The 19,302-nt window shown below is 44.0% G+C and carries 7 protein-coding genes; all 7 read left to right on the top strand.

Annotation, left to right across the window (positions count from 1 at the left end; genetic code table 11):
• Positions 1-14: 14 nt before the first annotated feature.
• The 7 genes from SALPA_RS26515 (at position 15) to SALPA_RS26485 (ending at position 19,294) form a co-directional block, all read left to right on the top strand.
• Positions 15-9,260, top strand: a complete 9,246-nt coding sequence (locus tag SALPA_RS26515) for an SDR family NAD(P)-dependent oxidoreductase (RefSeq protein WP_255451458.1) — start codon at positions 15-17, stop codon at positions 9,258-9,260.
• A gap of 158 nt (positions 9,261-9,418) precedes the next feature.
• Entirely contained in the window at positions 9,419-12,346 is a 2,928-nt protein-coding gene (locus SALPA_RS26510; protein WP_145101184.1) for an acyl-CoA dehydratase activase, read from the top strand.
• Positions 12,347-12,351: 5 nt separating this feature from the next.
• Complete coding sequence (locus tag SALPA_RS26505; RefSeq protein WP_145101181.1) at positions 12,352-13,017, top strand: hypothetical protein; 666 nt, start codon at positions 12,352-12,354, stop codon at positions 13,015-13,017.
• Between the two features lie 65 nt (positions 13,018-13,082).
• Positions 13,083-13,751, top strand: a complete 669-nt coding sequence (locus tag SALPA_RS26500; RefSeq protein ID WP_145101178.1) for a hypothetical protein — start codon at positions 13,083-13,085, stop codon at positions 13,749-13,751.
• Positions 13,752-14,087: 336 nt separating this feature from the next.
• On the top strand, positions 14,088-14,918 hold the full coding sequence (gene nudC / locus SALPA_RS26495) for an NAD(+) diphosphatase (RefSeq protein WP_222428132.1): 831 nt from the start codon (positions 14,088-14,090) through the stop codon (positions 14,916-14,918).
• 204 nt (positions 14,919-15,122) lie between these two features.
• Positions 15,123-16,211, top strand: coding sequence for an efflux RND transporter periplasmic adaptor subunit (locus SALPA_RS26490; protein WP_255451374.1), 1,089 nt, complete (start codon positions 15,123-15,125; stop codon positions 16,209-16,211).
• Entirely contained in the window at positions 16,208-19,294 is a 3,087-nt protein-coding gene (locus SALPA_RS26485; RefSeq protein ID WP_145101172.1) for an efflux RND transporter permease subunit, read from the top strand. The genes SALPA_RS26490 and SALPA_RS26485 overlap by 4 nt, the downstream gene beginning before the upstream one ends.
• The last annotated feature ends 8 nt before the right edge of the window (positions 19,295-19,302 follow it).

Below are 19,302 nucleotides of genomic sequence, written 5' to 3'. Positions count from 1 at the left end.
TATTTGCCAGAGAAATCGCGCAGCAGGTTAAGAATGCGACATTGATTCTTACTGGACGTTCTCCGCTTACTAACGGTAAGCAAGCCCAATTAGAAGAACTGGAAGCCNTGGGTGCNTGTGCGGTATACAGACAAACCGATGTGACCCAAAAGCAGGCAGTTACCGACCTAATCACAGGTATCAGGGAAGAATTCGGCGACCTTCACGGCATTATCCACAGTGCGGGTATGATCCAGGATGGATTCATTATTAAGAAAACCAGCGACGAATTGCAGGCAGTCCTGGCTCCCAAGGTTACAGGGCTTGTGAACCTGGATCAGGCAACAAAAGAATTGGCGCTTGACTTCTTTATTCTCTTTTCTTCTGTGACCGGAGCTTTTGGCAATCCAGGCCAGTGCGACTACGCAGCTGCCAACGCTTTTATGGATGCTTACGCCAAGTATCGTACTACCTTGGTCGCTTCAGGCCAGCGGCAGGGACAAACCCTGTCTGTCAACTGGCCGCTGTGGAAAGATGGTGGGATGAGAGTTGACGCCGAAACCGAAAAGGTAATGTGGCAAAACACAGGACTGGTTGCCATGCAGACCCAAGTCGGCATCCGGGCTCTGTATCAGGGCCTGCTCGCCGGCAAGGAGCAAATGATGGTACTGGAAGGCGATCTTACACAGATTCAGGCCAAACTCTTAGGGCAAGCGTCTACAACAGAAACCGTAAAAGCACCGGTTTCCATCGAAGAAAACCAAGTAATGCCAGTCATTGCCCAGGATTTGCTCCAGGAAAAAGCCATACATTATTTCAAGAAAATGCTTGCTTCGGTCATCAAATTATCAACTGATCGTATTGATGCAGATGCTTTGTTGGAAAAGTACGGAATCGATTCGATCATGGTTATGCAATTGACAGCTCAACTGGAAAAAACATTTGGTTCACTGCCAAAAACATTGTTTTTTGAATATCAAAATATCCGGGAATTAACCGGATATTTCATGGAAGCTTACCGGGATCAACTGATAGCATTACTGGGAAGCAAGGGAAAAGCAGCAGCAGTTGTCCCGGATATCCAAGACCATATCCCTGTGACCGGGACTAAAGAACCGGTCCTTGCCAGTCACAAACGTTCCCGTTTTGCATCCCTGCGTATAGAATCCAGGGAAGAAAAAAAACCATTAGATATCGCCATTATTGGTGTTGCGGGCCGGTATCCGCAAGCGAGAGATATCCATGAATTTTGGAAGAATCTGCGGGAAGGAAAGGATTGTATTACTGAAATTCCCCAAGATCGTTGGGATCATAGCTTGTACTTTGATGAAGACAGAAATAAACCTGGAAAAACCTACAGCAAGTGGGGAGGTTTTATTGATGGTGAGGATCAATTTGATCCGCTGTTCTTTACTATTTCACCCCGCGAAGCAGAAATTATGGATCCTCAGGAGCGTCTATTTTTAGAGTGCGTCTATGAAACCTTAGAGGACGCAGGCTATACAAGGGAAGAGCTTGGACGGATTCAGGGCTCTGGTTTGGAAGGCAATGTAGGGGTTTTTGTGGGAGTGATGTACGAAGAGTACCAGCTATATGGAGCCCAGGAACAGATTCAGGGCCGATCGGTCGCTGTCTGGGGCAATCCATCATCAGTAGCCAACCGTGTGTCCTATTTTTGTAATTTCCATGGACCCAGCATGGCTGTGGATACCATGTGTTCCTCCTCTTTAACCGCAATCCATCTGGCCTGCCAAAGCCTGCAACTGGGCAAATGCGAGTTTGCGATAGCCGGTGGTGTCAATGTTTCCATTCACCCTAACAAATACCTATTTCTCGGTCAGAGTAAGTTTGTATCCAGTAAAGGGCGGTGTGAAAGCTTTGGTGAAGGCGGCGACGGTTATGTGCCCGGAGAAGGCGTAGGGGCGGTACTGCTCAAACCGCTGTCGAAAGCCATTGCCGATGGCGATCACATTTATGGCATTATCAAAGCGACCTCCATCAATCATGGAGGAAAGACCAACGGGTATACAGTGCCAAACCCCAACGCCCAAGCCAGTGTTATTGGCCAAGCTTTTAAGGAAGCCGGGATTGATCCCCGGACGATCAGTTATCTGGAAGCTCATGGTACCGGAACTTCACTGGGTGATCCGATTGAAATCGCGGGCTTGACGAAAGCGTTTGAGGACTACACGAAAGATAAACAGTTCTGCGCAATCGGATCAGCTAAATCGAATATTGGGCATTGTGAAAGTGCGGCAGGAATTGCCGGAGTAACGAAAGTATTGCTCCAGCTAAAATATCGCCAATTAGTGCCTTCCCTGCATTCTGAGGTATTAAATCCCCATATTGATTTCAACAATACCCCCTTCATAGTCCAGCAGAAACTTGCGGATTGGAACCAGCCGGTGCTCAATAGCAATGGCGAAATCAGGGAATGCTCAAGGATGGCCGGAATATCATCCTTTGGCGCCGGAGGAGCAAATGCCCATATCGTGATCGAAGAATATATTCCCCCAAGCCCGGAACAACCTCAAACGCTGGTTACCCCCGGCACGCCGGCAATTATCATGCTATCGGCAAAAAGTAAGGAGCAGCTGCAAGAGCAGGTGCAACGATTGTTGAGCGCAATTGAGGCGCAGCAAATTACCGACAGCAGTCTGGCCGATATGGCCTATACGCTTCAGGTAGGACGCGAGGCTATGGAAGAACGTCTGGCGGTGCTTGTTTGCTCGATCACAGAACTTGAAGAAAAATTAAATGATTTTCTGGAAGGTAAGGCTGATATAGAAGATTTGTACCAGGGACAGGTCAAACACAATAACGAGACGGTATCAATTTTTACTGTGGATGAAGAATTGTCGGAAGCCGTTGATAAATGGATCAGCCGCAAAAAGTATGGGAAATTTCTAGAACTGTGGGTCAAAGGGTTACGGTTTGATTGCAACAAGCTTTATGGTGACAATAAGCCCCGGCGCATCAGCTTGCCAACCTATCCTTTCACCAGAGAACGGTACTGGATTCCTGAGGTTGACGCCAGGGCTGATCACAGCATAGCGGCAGCTACAGCTACTACAGACTCTATTCATCCCTTGTTGCACCAAAATACATCTAACTTATATGAACAGCGTTTTACCTCTACCTTCACCGGCAAGGAATTTTTCCTGGCTGATCATATCATAAAAGGCAAACCGGTTTTGCCTGGCGTGGCCTGCCTTGAGATGGCCCGCACCGCAGTGGAACAGGCGGCAGGAGCCCCGGAGGACGGCCAGACCGGAATCCGGCTCCAAAATGTAGTCTGGGTACGCCCCATTATCCTGGGAGACCAGCCGGTTCAGGTGCATACCGGAATCTTCCCTGAGGATAACGGACTGCTATCTTTTGAAATATATAGCGAAGAGAACCAGGCAGAGCCGGTAGTACACAGCCAGGGCAGCGCCGTGCTGAGCAAGGCGGCAGCGCTTCCAGCCCTAAACCTTGAAGAGTTGCAAGCCCAGTGCAGCCAGGCAACCCTTTCAGCCCTGCAATGCTATGATACTTTCCGGGCTATGGGGTTCGCCTATGGTCCGGGCCACCAGGGGATTGAGAAAATATATTTGGGCGCAGATCAGGTGTTGGCGCAGCTGTCCCTGCCTTCTTCAGTCGCCGGTACACAACAGCAATTCACTTTGCATCCCAGTTTGCTGGATGCGGCCTTGCAGGCGTCGCTGGGATTACTGCTGGGTGCTGGTACTATACAGGATACAAGTTCCCTCAAGCTGCCGCTTCCCTTTGCCCTGCAGGAACTTGCCATCCTGGGCAATTGTACAGCAAAAATGTGGGCTTGGATTCGCTATAGTGAATCTAGTAAAGCCACAGCTAAGCTGCCGAAATTCGATATTGACCTGTGTGACGGGCAAGGAAATATCTGTGTGCGAATGACCGGGTTTTCATCAAGGGTTCTGGAAGGGGAATTAGGTTCGGCAGGATCGCAGTCAGTTCCCGGGACGTTAATGCTCCGGCCATGCTGGCAAGAACAAGGTCTTGCCGGACAAGCCGCAGGCCTTGAGTATGATCAGCATTTGGTTATGCTCTGTGAACCGGGCGATATTATCCGGGAAAGCATCCAAACGCAAATAACGGGGGTACGCTTTCTCACCGTAGAAGCAAAGGAGCAAGACATAGCCAAGCGGTTCCAAGCCTATACCACAAAAGCCTTTGAAGAAATCCAAACCATCCTCAAACAAAAAACCAAGGACAAAGTGTTGCTCCAGATAGTCGTTTTCAGCCAGGGTCAGCAGCGGCTTTTCTCAGGACTCTCCGGACTGTTGAAAACAGCGCAGCTGGAAAATCCCAGACTGACTGGACAGTTGATTGAGGTGGAACCGGGAGAAGCGGCAGCAGGGCTGGCAGAAAAGCTGAAGGAGAATAGCCAAAGTCTTGTTGGCAGCCACATTTGCTATCAGGACGATAAACGTTATGTTGCCAGTTGGCGTGAAATGGAACCTTCCCCGGAAGAAGTAAGAATTCCATGGAAAGACAGGGGTATCTATCTGATCACTGGCGGCACTGGTGGTCTGGGACGCCTATTTGCCAGAGAAATCGCGCAGCAGGTTAAGAATGCGACATTGATTCTTACTGGACGTTCTCCGCTTACTAACGGTAAGCAAGCCCAATTAGAAGAACTGGAAGCCTTGGGTGCTTGTGCGGTATACAGACAAACCGATGTGACCCAAAAGCAGGCAGTTACCGACCTAATCACAGGTATCAGGGAAGAATTCGGCGACCTTCACGGCATTATCCACAGTGCGGGTATGATCCAGGATGGATTCATTATTAAGAAAACCAGCGACGAATTGCAGGCAGTCCTGGCTCCCAAGGTTACAGGGCTTGTGAACCTGGATCAGGCAACAAAAGAATTGGCGCTTGACTTCTTTATTCTCTTTTCTTCTGTGACCGGAGCTTTTGGCAATCCAGGACAGTGCGACTACGCAGCTGCCAACGCTTTTATGGATGCTTACGCCACGTATCGCACTACCTTGGTCGCTTCAGGCCAGCGGCAGGGACAAACCCTGTCTGTCAACTGGCCGCTGTGGAAAGATGGTGGGATGAGAGTTGACGCCAAAATTGAAAACAGTATGCGGCAAAACATGGGGCTGGTTGCCATGCAGACTACAACTGGTATCAGAGCCTTGTACCAGGGCATTGCCTTAGGCTTTGAGCAAATGGCCATTATGGAAGGTGACCGCAAACGACTTCATGAAGTTTTCTTGGGGCAATCCATCGATACTGAGACAACGCAACCGGCTGGCGGAGAACAAAACAAAGCGGTTACGGCAGGTGAGCAAAATTTGCTGGGGGGAAAAGTCGTAGATTTTCTTAAACAACTGTTTTCTTCCATTATTAAGTTGCCGCCGCAGCGGATTGAAGAGGATGCTCCGCTGGAGAAATACGGCATAGATTCGGTCATGATTATGCAATTAACCAATCAATTAGAAAAAAGATTTGGGTCATTGCCGAAAACACTATTTTTTGAATACCAAAACATCCAGGAATTAAGTGAATATTTCTTACAATCATACCGGAAGCAACTCCTCCATTTATTTGAGATAGAGGATAAAGCTGCAGCAACTATTGATGATCCCAGCTGCTTTGCCGCTAGGACAAAACCTGTAAAACCATCCTTTAGTAGTCGTAAACGATCCAGATTTATCTCTCCTAGAACAAAAGCTCAGGAGAAAAAAGAAATAGGCCCCTTAGATATCGCCATCATTGGTGTTTCAGGCCGCTATCCTCAGGCGGACAATATGCAGGAATTTTGGCAAAATCTGCGTGATGGCCAGGATTGTATCACGGAAATACCCCCTTCGAGATGGGATTACCGTCAATATTATACCCGTAATAAAGATATAGCAGGAACCATGTATTCTAAGTGGGGCGGTTTCTTAGCTGATATCGATAAGTTTGATCCGTTGCTCTTTAATATTGCCCCCCTGGATGCCCAGCAGATTGATCCTCAGGAAAGACTTTTTATGGAGACTGTATGGGAGACTATGGAGGACGCCGGTTATACCAAGAGCCGCTTACGCGAGCACGCCAAAGTGGGAGTGTTTGCAGGGGTTATGTGGAGCGAATATCAGCTCTTGGGGGGTGGACACAGGGAGAATGGTGTACTGCCAACTCAATCCTTTGCCTCGATTGCTAATCGTATTTCCTATTTTTATAACTTTAATGGCCCGAGTATAGCTTTGGATACCATGTGTTCCTCCTCATTGACAGCTATTTATTTAGCCTGCAATAGCATCTGTCACGGCGATTGTGAAATGGCCATTGCGGGTGGGGTTAGTCTTTCCTTACATCCAAATAAATATCTGCAGTTATGTCGGAACAGATTTTTGTCCAGTGACGGTCGTTGCCGTAGTTTTGGCGAAGGCGGGGATGGCTATGTACCCGGTGAGGGTGTAGGGGCTGTTCTGTTGAAACCGTTGCAAAAAGCTATTGCTGATCAAGATCAGATTTACGCAGTAATTAAAGATATTTCCATAAACCATGGTGGAAAAACTAACGGATACACCGTCCCTAATTTAACTGCGCAAGCCGACCTGATAGCAGAATCGCTGCACAAAGCGCAAGTAGACCCGCGTACTATCACTTATATTGAAGCACATGGTACAGGTACTTCGCTTGGTGATCCTATTGAAATAAATGGGTTAACTAAGGCTTATCATAAATTTACTCAAGATAAGCAGTACTGTGCGGTCGGATCTGTGAAATCTAATATTGGACATTTAGAAGCAGCTGCAGGGATGGCAGGGCTAACCAAAGTATTACTGCAATTAAAGCATAAGCAAATCGTGCCTTCATTGCATTCAGAGAAGCTTAATTCGAACATTGAATTTGATAATTCACCCTTCTATGTACAGCAAAAGTTGACGGAATGGACTCCCATAACAGAAAACAAAAATGGCATTTTTCAAACTCTTCCCCGAAGAGCGGCCATTAGTTCTTTTGGAGCTGGCGGGGCAAATGCGCATATGATCCTTGAAGAGTACCAAAGTATAACAAAAGCACAGGAATGTGAGCGTGTTGCTCCTCAAATTATGTTGCTTTCAGCAAGGACTAAGGCTTGTTTGTATGAGTATGCCAAGCGGTTGCGTGATTTTTGCAGCAATTCCAGTGCAGTTCCTACAGATAATGCTGCTATTGCGGATATCGCGTATACTCTGCAGATCGGCCGGGAACCTATGGAAGAAAGAATGGCTATCATTGGCGAGACATGGAACGATTTTATTGACCGATTAACAAAATTTGTTAATCACCAGGAGACGGCCGCTGATCTTAATACCATCCTCTATGGCTGTACAGCCGGATTGCTGCCAGTATTGAGCAAGGAACAATCCCGGGAGAAGGTAAATGTGTTAATCCGACAACATGATATGGAGAAACTGGCCGCTTTATGGGTTGAAGGAGTTTCAGTACCATGGAAAAAGCTTGATCACGGAAATATAATTTCTTTGCCGACCTATCCATTTGAACAGAAGTCGTATTGGATTTCGGCAAAAGATAATCACTTAGCGTCATGTGGAGAACCTGTTACTACAGGAAATCAACTGAATAATCAGGCCGGGAATCTAGTGCGAAACGAAATGGAAGAGATAAAGGAGGCAGGAAGTAACCCGAACGCTACAATGAACTCATTCGATGACGAAAATTCTTTGCAGCAGGTAATAATTGACCAATACTATAGGGGTGAAGAAGAACAATCTGCTGCCGGATTTAACGAAGTTCAAGACTTGCTTACACATGTTGTTGCACAAGAGTTAGGCTTAGAACTAGAAGAATTGAACCCGGAAGTTGATTTTGAGGTATATGGTCTTGATTCTTTTGCCCGAATTAAAATCATTAATGATCTGCAAAAGGAATTTGGCGACATAGTTGATATGGAGGTTATTTTTGATCAAAACACAGTTAATAAATTGGCCGGGTATATTAATGGGAAAGTTAACCAGCACCAGCCTGCCGCAGCAGAACCAATGATTAGTAACAACAGGAATGCAGCAGGGCAAAACAGTAAAATTAAAAAACTGACTTCGACAACAAAGCAACCATCCCAGTTGCCGGCTGACTCACTAGAACTTAAGACAAAAAATATATTATTAACTGGTGTTACCGGTGTTTTGGGAGGGAGACTGGTCTGGGAATATCTGAATCATAGTGATAGTATGCTGTATTGCTTGTTAAGGGCGGAAAATCTCGTGCAAGCAAAGCAAAGGATTCAAGCTATGCTAGAGGTTCATGATCCGGATCACAAACTATTATCCGAATTTGACCGCCGTGTAATTCCCGTCTTAGGGGACATAACTCACCCTTCTTTGGAAATGCCGCCTGAATTATATCAAGAATTAGCAGCAACAATTGATATGGTTGTCCATTGCGCCGGAAAAACCAGTCTTCATGGATTATATAATGAAGTAAAGGGTGTGAATATTGCTGGAACCCAAAATATGGTTAACTTTGCTTTGAAAACTTCACAAAAATATTTTATTCATATCTCTACCATCTATGGGATTATGGGTGATCACCAGTTTAAAGAAGGTGAAGTCTTTACCGAAAACGATTTTGATTTTGGCCAGCAATTTAACAAACTTGGCTATTCCCAATCTAAGTTTGAAGCAGAAAAAATCATTCGCTCCACCAAAGATTTAAAATGGATAATAATGCGGTCTGGTTACATTATGGGAGATAGTAAGCTGGGATATTATCCCTTTAACCTGACCAATACTCCTGGTATATTCTATGATTTTTTCAAAACGGCAATTGAGCTGGGAATGGCCATAGATAATCCCTGGCATTTTGATATAACGCCTATTGATTATGTGAGCCGGAGCATAGTATGGCTTAGTATGTCTGTAAAGAATCTCTATCAAACCTATCACTTATCAAATCCGGATTATAAGACTTATAAAGATATTATAGCGATGATTGATAAAGTGGGTTATCCTATTCGGTTTGTCAGCGCCGGGGAATATATGAACAACTTGCATAGTGAAAATAATAGTTACCGTTCGATATCAACTGAACTAATTATGTTTAATCCCTCAATGGTACAAAGATCACATGTCGATACTACCTATACCAGAAAAGTGCTGGCACAGGGCGGCATAATTTGCCCTGAAATCAACGAAGAGTTAATCGCGGTTTATTTAGATTACTGCAGCAAGGTTGGTTATCTCAGAAATAGCAGTAGCAACAATAGTTTTTGGAACTGGCAGTTCCAGAAACATGCTATGTCCGGAGGTATGTAACAACAAGGTTGGTTTTAGTAAGTGAACTTGTTTCAGCATAGCTGAAACATCGGCGGGTTCAGGTGGGGGGGTTACCCCACCTGAACAAACGCTGCCTGCAGAGGCGGGAGGCTTAATTCGCTGCAAAGATAAACGGGGATTAGAGGAGGCAAAAGGTCATGGGGAATATTACCGGGGAAGCTTTTTGTGAGGGTTTGGAGATAGGTTCTGTAGCTGTTAAGTGGGTCCGCAGGACAAACTCACAAGAGTACTATATGGGTATGAAACGACATGAAGGAAACCCATTGGAAAAGGTTCAGGAAATTATCAAACGGTATCCGGCACAGGGAAAAGTCAAAATGGTAGTTACCGGACAAGCTGTAAAAGGATTATTTAATTTGCCATACCGTTCTGAATCGGAATGCTTAGAAAGAGCATTGGCGCATTTTGATTTAAAACCAGATATATTGCTTTCGCTTGGCGGAGAAATTTTTAGTGTGTATACATTGAAAGACGGGCGGATTCGCAATATCATTCCTTCATCAAAGTGTGCCGCCGGGACAGGTGAGTTTTTAGTCCAGCAACTTCAAAGGATGGATTTGACATTAGAGCGTGGAATTCAGGAGAGCCTGAACGGGAACCCGGTGGATCTGGCTACCCGTTGTTCTGTTTATTGCAAATCAGATGCCACGCATAAGCTCAATAAAGGCGAATGCAGCCGCGCGGATATTGCCAAATCGCTGATTGATGATTTGGCAAAAAAAGTATATAAAATGGTGGCAGCGGCGCGGTGGGAAACAAGGTCGATTATGGTTATCGGCGGGCTAGCCTTAAATGAGCCATTTATTGAACAATTACGTCGGTTATTTCAAGACTCAGAGCTGATAGTGCGGGAAGAAAGTCCTTGTTTTGAGGCTTTTGGCGCATCACTGTTTGCAGATGAATTACCTCAGCAAGCAGCTGTTTTCTATTCAAATATCAGTATTAAGGAGCCCCAAGCCCCTTTTAGCATGCCGCCTCTTCGCCAAGCGGAAAACCTTCTTGATTACAGAGTACAGGGGAATTATGCCCGTAAAGTGGTTGAAGGCGCATCTTATATCATGGGGGTCGATGCCGGCTCAACAACTACTAAGGCGATTCTTTTTAATCTATCACGGGGAACTGTTGATGCAAGCTGTTATCTGCGAACTCACGGAAACCCCATAACTGCGGTGAATAATTGCCTGCAGGAATTGGTTAAACAGGTGGGCGAAAAAAAGATTCATGTTGTTCAAATTGCAGTCACAGGGTCCGGCAGAGGAATTGTTTCCGTATTTTTCGAAAACTGCCCAAGCTTTAATGAGATTTTATCGCATGCCAGAGCAGCGGCAGAAGAAGTACCGGATGTGGATACGGTATTTGAAATCGGCGGACAAGATTCGAAGTTTATTTCCTTCCTCAACGGAATTCCTGTCGACTACGCCATGAATGATGGCTGTTCAGCCGGGACTGGTAGTTTTCTTGAAGAAGCAGTGTCTGTGGATCTGGGTATTTCTGTTGAAGATATCAGCAAAAAGGCGGAAAGCAGCCTGCAGCCGATTGCTTTTGGAGAACGATGTGCCGCTTTCATCAATACTGATTTACGCAGTGCCCTGCAACAGGGGGCCCTGCCGGAAGATGTTATTGCCGGCCTTGTTTATTCAATTATACGAAATTATATTTCCCGTTTAGTCGGCGTAAGAGAAGTGGGAGAAAGGTTGCTGTTCCAAGGTGGGGTAGCCCTGAATAGATCAGTTGCCCTGGCGATAGCGGCTTTAACCCAACGCAAAGTAGTTGTGCCGCAATACCCTGAGTTAATGGGGTGTGTCGGCAGTTGCCTAATGGCCCAGGATATGATTAACGAAGGAGAACTTTCGCTAAAAACATATAACTTGGGAGAGTTACTCAAAGGTGCTATGGAAGTAAAAAGAACATTCAAATGCCCGGCTTGTGAAAATATATGCGAAATTAAAAAGATTCAAGTCCGGGGCAAGGAATTTCCGTTTGGCGGACTATGTTCAAAATATGAGGTAAAGCCAAAACACAGCCGGTTAAAGGCTGAAGGACAGGATCTGGTTGCGGTTCGCAATCAACTGATGTTTGAAAAATATGGTGCCGAAACATTTCGGCACCCCCGGGGTACGATCGGGATTCCTCTGGCTTTAACTACGTATGAGTTCTACCCATTTTATGCTAAACTCATCAATGAGTTAGGATTTAATGTTAGTTTATCCAAGGCCTCGAAAGAGGGAAACGCAAAAACATTGGGATCGATCTGCTACCCCTGTGAGATCGCGCACGGTGCAGTCTATGATTTGTTGCAGCAAGGGGTTGACTACATTTTTTTACCCCATGTTTTTGAGGGGAAAAACCCGGATCACCAAACACATAACTATATTTGCGGTAATGCGGAAATTATTCCGGATTTGGTTCGAACCGCATTTAATCTCGACAGCAGCAGGCTGTTGCCGCTCCCAATCAGTTTTTCAGATGAATTTAGAGAGACTTCGCTTAAACAGATCGGAAAGTTAGGGGAGCAGCTATGTATCGATAAAAATATTGCGGTAAGAGCCGGTGAACGGGCCTTTGCTCACTATGAGTCCTATAAAACAGAATTTGAGCAATTTAAAAAGGAGAATTTATACAAGATAATTTCTGAACCAACGATTGTTCTCGCCGGCAGGCCCTATGTAATTTGTTCTGCAGAAGCCAATTTGGCCTTGCCCCGGAAAATAACCAGCAGAGGATATAATGTGGTCACTGCTGATATGTTGCCGCAAGTGGAAGAAAACGGAGCTGACCGCAATGGTGTTTGGTATTTTACCAGACAGACTATAAATGCCATCAATTATGCGAAAAAAACGCCTAACGTATATATTTGCCTGGTATCCTGTTTTTCCTGTGTGCCTGATGTCAGCATGTACCATACTTTCCGCAGTAAATTAGCGGGAGAAGTATTCTGCTATTTAGAATTCGACTCACATACTGCTCATGCCGGTTTTGAAACTCGCGTAGGCGCATTTTTGGATATTATTGAACTTAAAGAGCGGGAAATGTCCAAAAAAAGAAATTTCAAATTGGAGGCCTAAATAGAATGATGAACCAAAATTTTAAGGCTGCTTCTTTCTCGGAGGATTTCACTCATATTATTGATGGTAATGGTAATAAATTTACTATCGACGATCAGCGAGTGGAACACATTTGGCCGATTAATCAGTATATGTTTAATGCAACACCTTTTCTTAAAAGCATCTTTGAACAGCGGGGCTGGCGTATCAGATTTTTAGAACCAACCTTCGATATGATGTACTATTCTAAGTTATTATGTTCTGGCAGGGAATGTCCATCACTGAATTTATTTGCAGGAATGTACTATGAAGATATTGCCAAAAATTATATAAAAGATGAGCTGTTTGTCTATTGGGGGGTTGAACATGCCTGTCCTTGTCAAATTGGCGCGTGGCCTGATGCCTGGGAAGTTTTTTCAGAAAGGATAGGAAACCCTAATGTCCTTTATTCCGTCTTTACTACTTTGGAAAACAATTATCTTGGACAAGGACTTGAATTTGGCAAGGATATAGTAACCGCTTTTGTTTTGGGCGATCTATTTGATGAAGCAGAATGGGCTTTAAAAATCATCTCCCTTGATAAGGAAGAAGCATCCGGAATATTTCATGAAGAAATGCTCAAAGTTGTCCCTAATCTTCATAAAGGAATGCAGGAACTGGAAAGCTCTTTGAAGAATGGGCCAGGAAGATAAGAAAAATCCCTTTAAAAGCCACACTGGATGAAACGCCAAAAGTATTGCTGTTTGGCGGGGGCTCTATGGCTTTTATCCGGGAACCGTTAATCACCTATTGCAGCCAACAGGGAATCATCCCCAAAATCGTGGGATTTCACGAATTTATACTCTATCTTTTTTCCGATTGCGCCAGAAGCTATGGATTTAAAAAAGGGTATGATAGCTTAGAACAGCAATTTAATTTAGGATCAATAATTTCTTCCTCCTTTAATTCCCCGCAAGACGCACAGGAAGCCAATCTTGCCATATCTTCGTGTTTTACATTACAGCTTGCTGATTTCATGAATCAACGGTTTCGTAAAGCGATTCAAGGTTCAGGTATTGTATATGATAAACATGTATCCTATACAAATATCTTAAAAGAAGGTCACCGGTTTATAAACGACAATGTTTTTACTGAGGCGAGTGTTGCGGTAGGGAAGTATCTAAGTTCAATTGAGACAGGAGTTTTCGACGGACTCGTTAATATAGCTTTGTTCACCTGTCAACCATCCATAAATGGCCAAGCTTTTATTCGAGCCTTATCTCATCAATATGATATTCCTTTTACCGGCCTGGAGTTGGAAGGACCCTGGTTGTCAGCAAACCATCACCGTCTATTAGAAAATGTGATATTCCAGGCACGGCGTTTGCGGCAGGAAAAAAATACCTGGACGACCACCGCTGACTGGCGGTCCACAACAACAGGCTGATCAGCCTGAAGCAGTGGCCGAATAATTTTTCCACTAAATAACAGAATATTGCACTAGTTTTTTATTGACAGAATATCCAAAATAAGGATACAATAAAATAAATCTGCAGTGATTTTTACAATTTGTTTCCATACACCGGCTGGTTAGACGGGTAGTTGGACAAGCGATAATCTGCTCAAGTGCTCTGTACACTCATTAGTGCTAGTATCCAGAACTAACTTCTGCGCCGTGCGACAGTCAAATTATGCGTGATCAAAAAGTGAATTTGTTCAGCACGCCGCCGATAAAGGGGGGATTCTTAACTCAGCGACTAGATAAAAAAGAAAAGAGGAGAGAATGATGAATTTTAAATCTGGATGTGTTCCGCCAGAACAGAGTGATGTACCGGTATTTTATTTTTTATTCCAGCAGAATAAGTTGTTGGTAAAAAAAGTGGATGGAGGTTTTGCGATTCCATCTTCAGATGATCTTGATAGTAGTAAAACTAAACTTACAAATAGGCATTACATTGGCAACATAGGTGAACAGGCATGCTATACAGCAGTATATGCTGCCGGGCAATTAGTGCCAGATAATATGGAATTTCAAGGTCTTATGGACTTATATGGTCAAATTGAAGACAATATGTTTAGGGTTGCCGGTTGTGCAATACAGGTAATCACCTGGGATGAGACACATCAATTCTGCGGAAAATGCGGTGAACCTACCGTAACGAAAGCAGATGAACGAGCTAAAGTCTGTCCAAAATGTGGCTATATGTCTTTTCCCCGTTTGTCTCCAGCAGTGATATTGTCGATAACAAAAGGAGACAAGATTCTGTTAGTAAAGAATCTAAAAACCGATTTTTATACAGTTGTTGCCGGGTTTGTGGAGGCTGGAGAAACGCTGGAGGAATGTTTAAAAAGGGAAGCCAGAGAAGAGGTAGGTATTGAAATAAAAAACATAACTTATTTTGGAAATCAGCCGTGGCCATTTCCCCATTCCCTGATGCTGGCATTTAATGCAGAGTATGATAAAGGTGATCTTACCATCGAACGTAATGAACTTCTACACGCAGATTGGTATACAGTTGATGATATTCCGCAAATCAAACTTAAACCTATTCCGTTTAGCATTGCCAGGCGGTTAATTTCCTCATTTATAGAAAAAAATAAACACTCTAGTTAGATTGCTTGGTTACATGGGTAGGGTAATAACCTTGCCCTTTTATTTTGGAACTGGGCGAGTGAACTTGTTTCAGCATCGCTGAAACATCCGGTTCAGGTGGGGAGTCTGCCCCACCTGAACAAACGCCGCTTGCAGAGGCGGGAGTCTTAACTTGCCGCAAAAGATAAAATAAGCGGGATAAAATGCGTGAAAGGGGGGGCTTGTGTGGCAAAACGACGAAACGTTGTGGGAGCTTATATTTGCTTGATTCTGCTGATAGGTGCAAACATAAGCGGATGTTCTAAAACGCAGCCTGCAACAGAAGAAATACCAGCAGTGCGGGCGCAAATTGTCGAAGAAAATTCCTATGGTATAAATTCTAACTATTCCGGTGAGGTACGCGGCCGTTATGAAAGTCAGCTGGCTTTTCAGGTAAACGGGAAGATTATTAAACGAAATGTGGATTTGGGGAGTGTAGTCAATCCTGGTGATGTTCTAATGCAAATCGAACCCAAAGACATTCAACAGACTATGAATATTAATTCAGCTCAGGTAAACTCTGCCGAATCACAAGTAGCACTTGCTGGGAGTAACCTGCAGCGCTACAAGCAGTTATATGAACAAAATGCTATTAGCCGGGCACAGTATGATCAGTATCAAACTGCTTATGACACTGCCGTGGCTGATCGCAGCAAAGCGTTAGCCCAATATGCACAAAGCGCCAATCAAATGGATTACAGCAGTCTCTATGCTGATAGCCCGGGAGTGATTTCCAGCATCAATGCTGAAATCAATCAAGTGGTAAGTGCCGGACAGTCGATTATTACGCTTGTCAAGGACGGCGCATTGGAAGTAGAAATCAGTATTCCGGAGAATCGCATCGAAGAAGTTCGTAATGTACAACAAGTGTCTGTCACATTTTGGGCACAGCCAAATGTTGTGGTAGATGGAAAAGTGAGAGAGATTTCACCTATGGCGGATAAGATCTCCCGTACCTATAAAGTGCGTATCAGCTTGCCTGATGTTCCGCAAAGCATTAAGCTAGGCATGACAGCTAATGTCACGATTACAGGCCCTAACAGTCAAAAGGCATTATATATTCCAGTGACGGCGATTTATCAGACCCAAGATCAGCCTTATATTTGGGTTGTCAATAATGATATAGTTAATCTAAATCCCATTACAATTGGTACCATTGGTGATGGAAAAGTTCAGGTTATTGAAGGGCTGCAGGCAGGTGCGGTTATCGTCACGGCAGGAGTGCATAAGTTGCGCGAAGGGCAAAGAGTGCGTATTGCAGGTGATGTCTTATGAAGAATATCAATTTAACAGAATGGGCCCTGCGGCATAAACAACTGGTATACTATTTCATTGTTGTCATACTGATAGTAGGGACCTTTTCCTATGTTCAATTAGGACGAATGGAAGAACCTGATATGGTACTCCACACAATGCTTGTTTCTATAGAGTGGCCAGGGGCTAACGCGCGTCAGGTAGAAGAACAGGTTACTGATAAAATTGAAAAAAAACTGCAGGATACACCTAAGTTGGACTATATAAGAAGTTATTCACGTCCGGGACAAGCATTGATCTATGTCAATTTAAAAGAAACTGTGAATCCCAAGGATATCCGTCCAATCTGGCTGGAAGTGCGCAATATGGTAAATGATATCAGGCATACGTTACCGCAAGGCATTGTTGGACCATATTTTAATGATCGGTTTGACGATGTGTTTGGTAACATTTATGCATTGACTTCTGATGAATTCACCTATGAAGAAATGCGAAAAAAGGCTGAACAAATACGACGGATTTTATTGGGCGTACAAAGCGTGAAGAAAGTTGATCTGATAGGGGTCCAAACAGAAAAAATCTATATTGAAATCGAAAGCAGCAAGCTGGCTCAGCTTGGAATTGATCCAAATTCCATTATAAGCGCTATCCAAACCCAAGATGCTATGGCGGCTTCAGGATCAATCGAAACATCGTCAGATAATATTTATTTACGTGTCACGGGAATGTTTGACGATATTGAGAGTATTCGTAATTTACCTATTCGTGCCAATAACCATACAATCAGATTAGCTGATATCGCCAAGATACAGCGAAATTATGTTGATCCAATTGAGCCAAAGATGTTTTATAATGGTCAAGCGGCAGTCGGTCTTGCGGTATCAATGGAAAATGGCGGTAATATACTAAATCTGGGTAAAGATCTGAATAAAACTATAGCCATGATTAAACAGAATTTACCGGTTGGTTTTACAATTAGCCAGGTGTCAAATCAACCCAAAGTAGTTGAAGAATCAATTGGCGAATTTGTTAAAACACTGGGTGAAGCTGTAATCATTGTACTGGTTGTCTGCTTTTTTAGTCTTGGCATACGTTCAGGACTTGTTGTAGCTGTAGGCATGCCGCTGATTTTCGCTGGCGTATTTGTCTGCATGAGAATAGCAGATATTGATTTACATAAGATTTCATTAGGATCATTAATTATTGCCTTGGGATTAATGGTAGATGACGCTATCATCTCCTTAGAAATGATGTCAGTTAAAATGGAGCAAGGCTGGGACCGGACTAAGGCTGCTTGCTATGCGTATACGGCTACTGCTTTTCCAATGCTGACAGGAACACTTATTACATGTGCAGGCTTCATTCCCTTAGGACTGGCTAAAGGTGATTCAGCAGATTTCACGAGCAGTATTTTCAAAGTAGTTACCATCGCCTTACTGATATCATGGTTTGTATCTGTTCTGGTAACTCCTTTATTGGGGTATAAACTAATTAAGTCAAAGCCTGGTGAAAAAGATGGTCATGCTGTGTATGATGCGAAATTTTATCAGCTTTTCCGGCAGGTTCTTACGTGGTGTTTAGGTCATCGAAAACTGGTGCTTGGTATAACACTGGTCTGTTTTATCGGGGCTATTGGTTTACTGCAATTCGTAAGAGAGGAATTTTTTCCGCCATCCATGCGTCCTGAACTCATTGTTGAATTGACTTTACCTGAAGGGTCTTCCCTCCAGTCAACCGAATATGAGGCCCGGAGATTTGCTGAATATCTTACTGACGATACCAATATTAGCAGTTATAGCTATTATGTTGGCCAGGGTGCACCCAGGTTAGTAATATGTATGGAAGCAATGCCTCAGGCTAACAATTATGCCCAGTTCATTATTGTGGCTAAAGATATAAAAACACGTGCAGAATTGATGCAAAAAATCAATACATTGTTTGCGGAAAAATTTGATAATGTACGTGGGCATATCAATTTGATCCAGACCGGCCCGCCTGCGGACTACCCTGTTATGTTTAGAGTGTCAGGATATGAGCATGCAAAAGTAAAGGAAATTTCTAACCAGGTAAGTGAGCTCATGGCGCAAAATTTATGGCTACGCAATATAAATGTTAATTGGAATGAAAAAATAAAAGTCATGCATTTAGAGATTGATCAGGACAAAGCGCGTATACTTGGAATAAATAGTCAGGCTTTGGCGGCGGCTTTACAAAACCAGATATCTGGAGCGAAAGTGGCAGAATTTCGGGAACGTGACCAAACAATTGGCATTGTTTACCGTATGGACTCTCAGAATAGAAAAGATTTAGCCCATATAAAAGATATGCCAATTCATATCGGTAATGGCCAATTTGTTCCACTGGAGCAAATCGCCCGAATCCACTTTGAGGCTGAAGAAGGCTTAATTTGGCGTCGTAATCTTAAACCAACCGTAACCGTGCAGGCCGAGGTAGCATCAGGAATTACTGGAAATGACGCAACTAAGCAAGTATATAAAGAGCTAAACGATATCCGTAATAATTTACCTTTAGGTTATAACATCGATATCGGCGGTTCACTCGAAAGAAGTATTTCATCCCAGGAATACCTGGCTCTGCCTGTGCCAATTATGATGTTAATTATTCTTACCTTATTAATGTTGCAGTTTGAGAAAATGTCACTGGTGATTTTGACGATATTAACCGCTCCGTTGGGTATTATTGGGGTTAGTCTCTCAATGATATTGACGCAGCGCCCAATGGGTTTTGTGGCTCAACTTGGCATTTTGGCTCTTTCCGGTATGATCATACGAAACTCAGTAATTCTGGTGGATCAGATTGAAAAGCACATTGCAGCCGGAGCAACACCTTGGGATGCAATTATTGACTCTGCGGTACAAAGGTTTCGCCCCATTATGCTCACTGCAGTAACGGCCATGCTGGGGATGATTCCCTTGGTGCTAAGCAACTTTTGGGGTCCTATGGCTGTAGCCATTGCAGGCGGATTATTTGGGGCCACTGTGTTAACACTGCTGGTTTTGCCGACCATGTATGCGGCATGGTTCAATGTGCATCAAAATAAGGCTGTAGTACAAGATACCGATCATAATGCCCTGGTACCATGAACCTTAAC

It is taken from the genome of Sporomusa sp. KB1, from assembly GCF_007830295.1.
Classification (GTDB): domain Bacteria; phylum Bacillota; class Negativicutes; order Sporomusales; family Sporomusaceae; genus Sporomusa.
The sequence above is the reverse complement of the archived record's forward strand: the minus strand, read 5'-3'. Positions and strand labels throughout refer to the sequence as shown.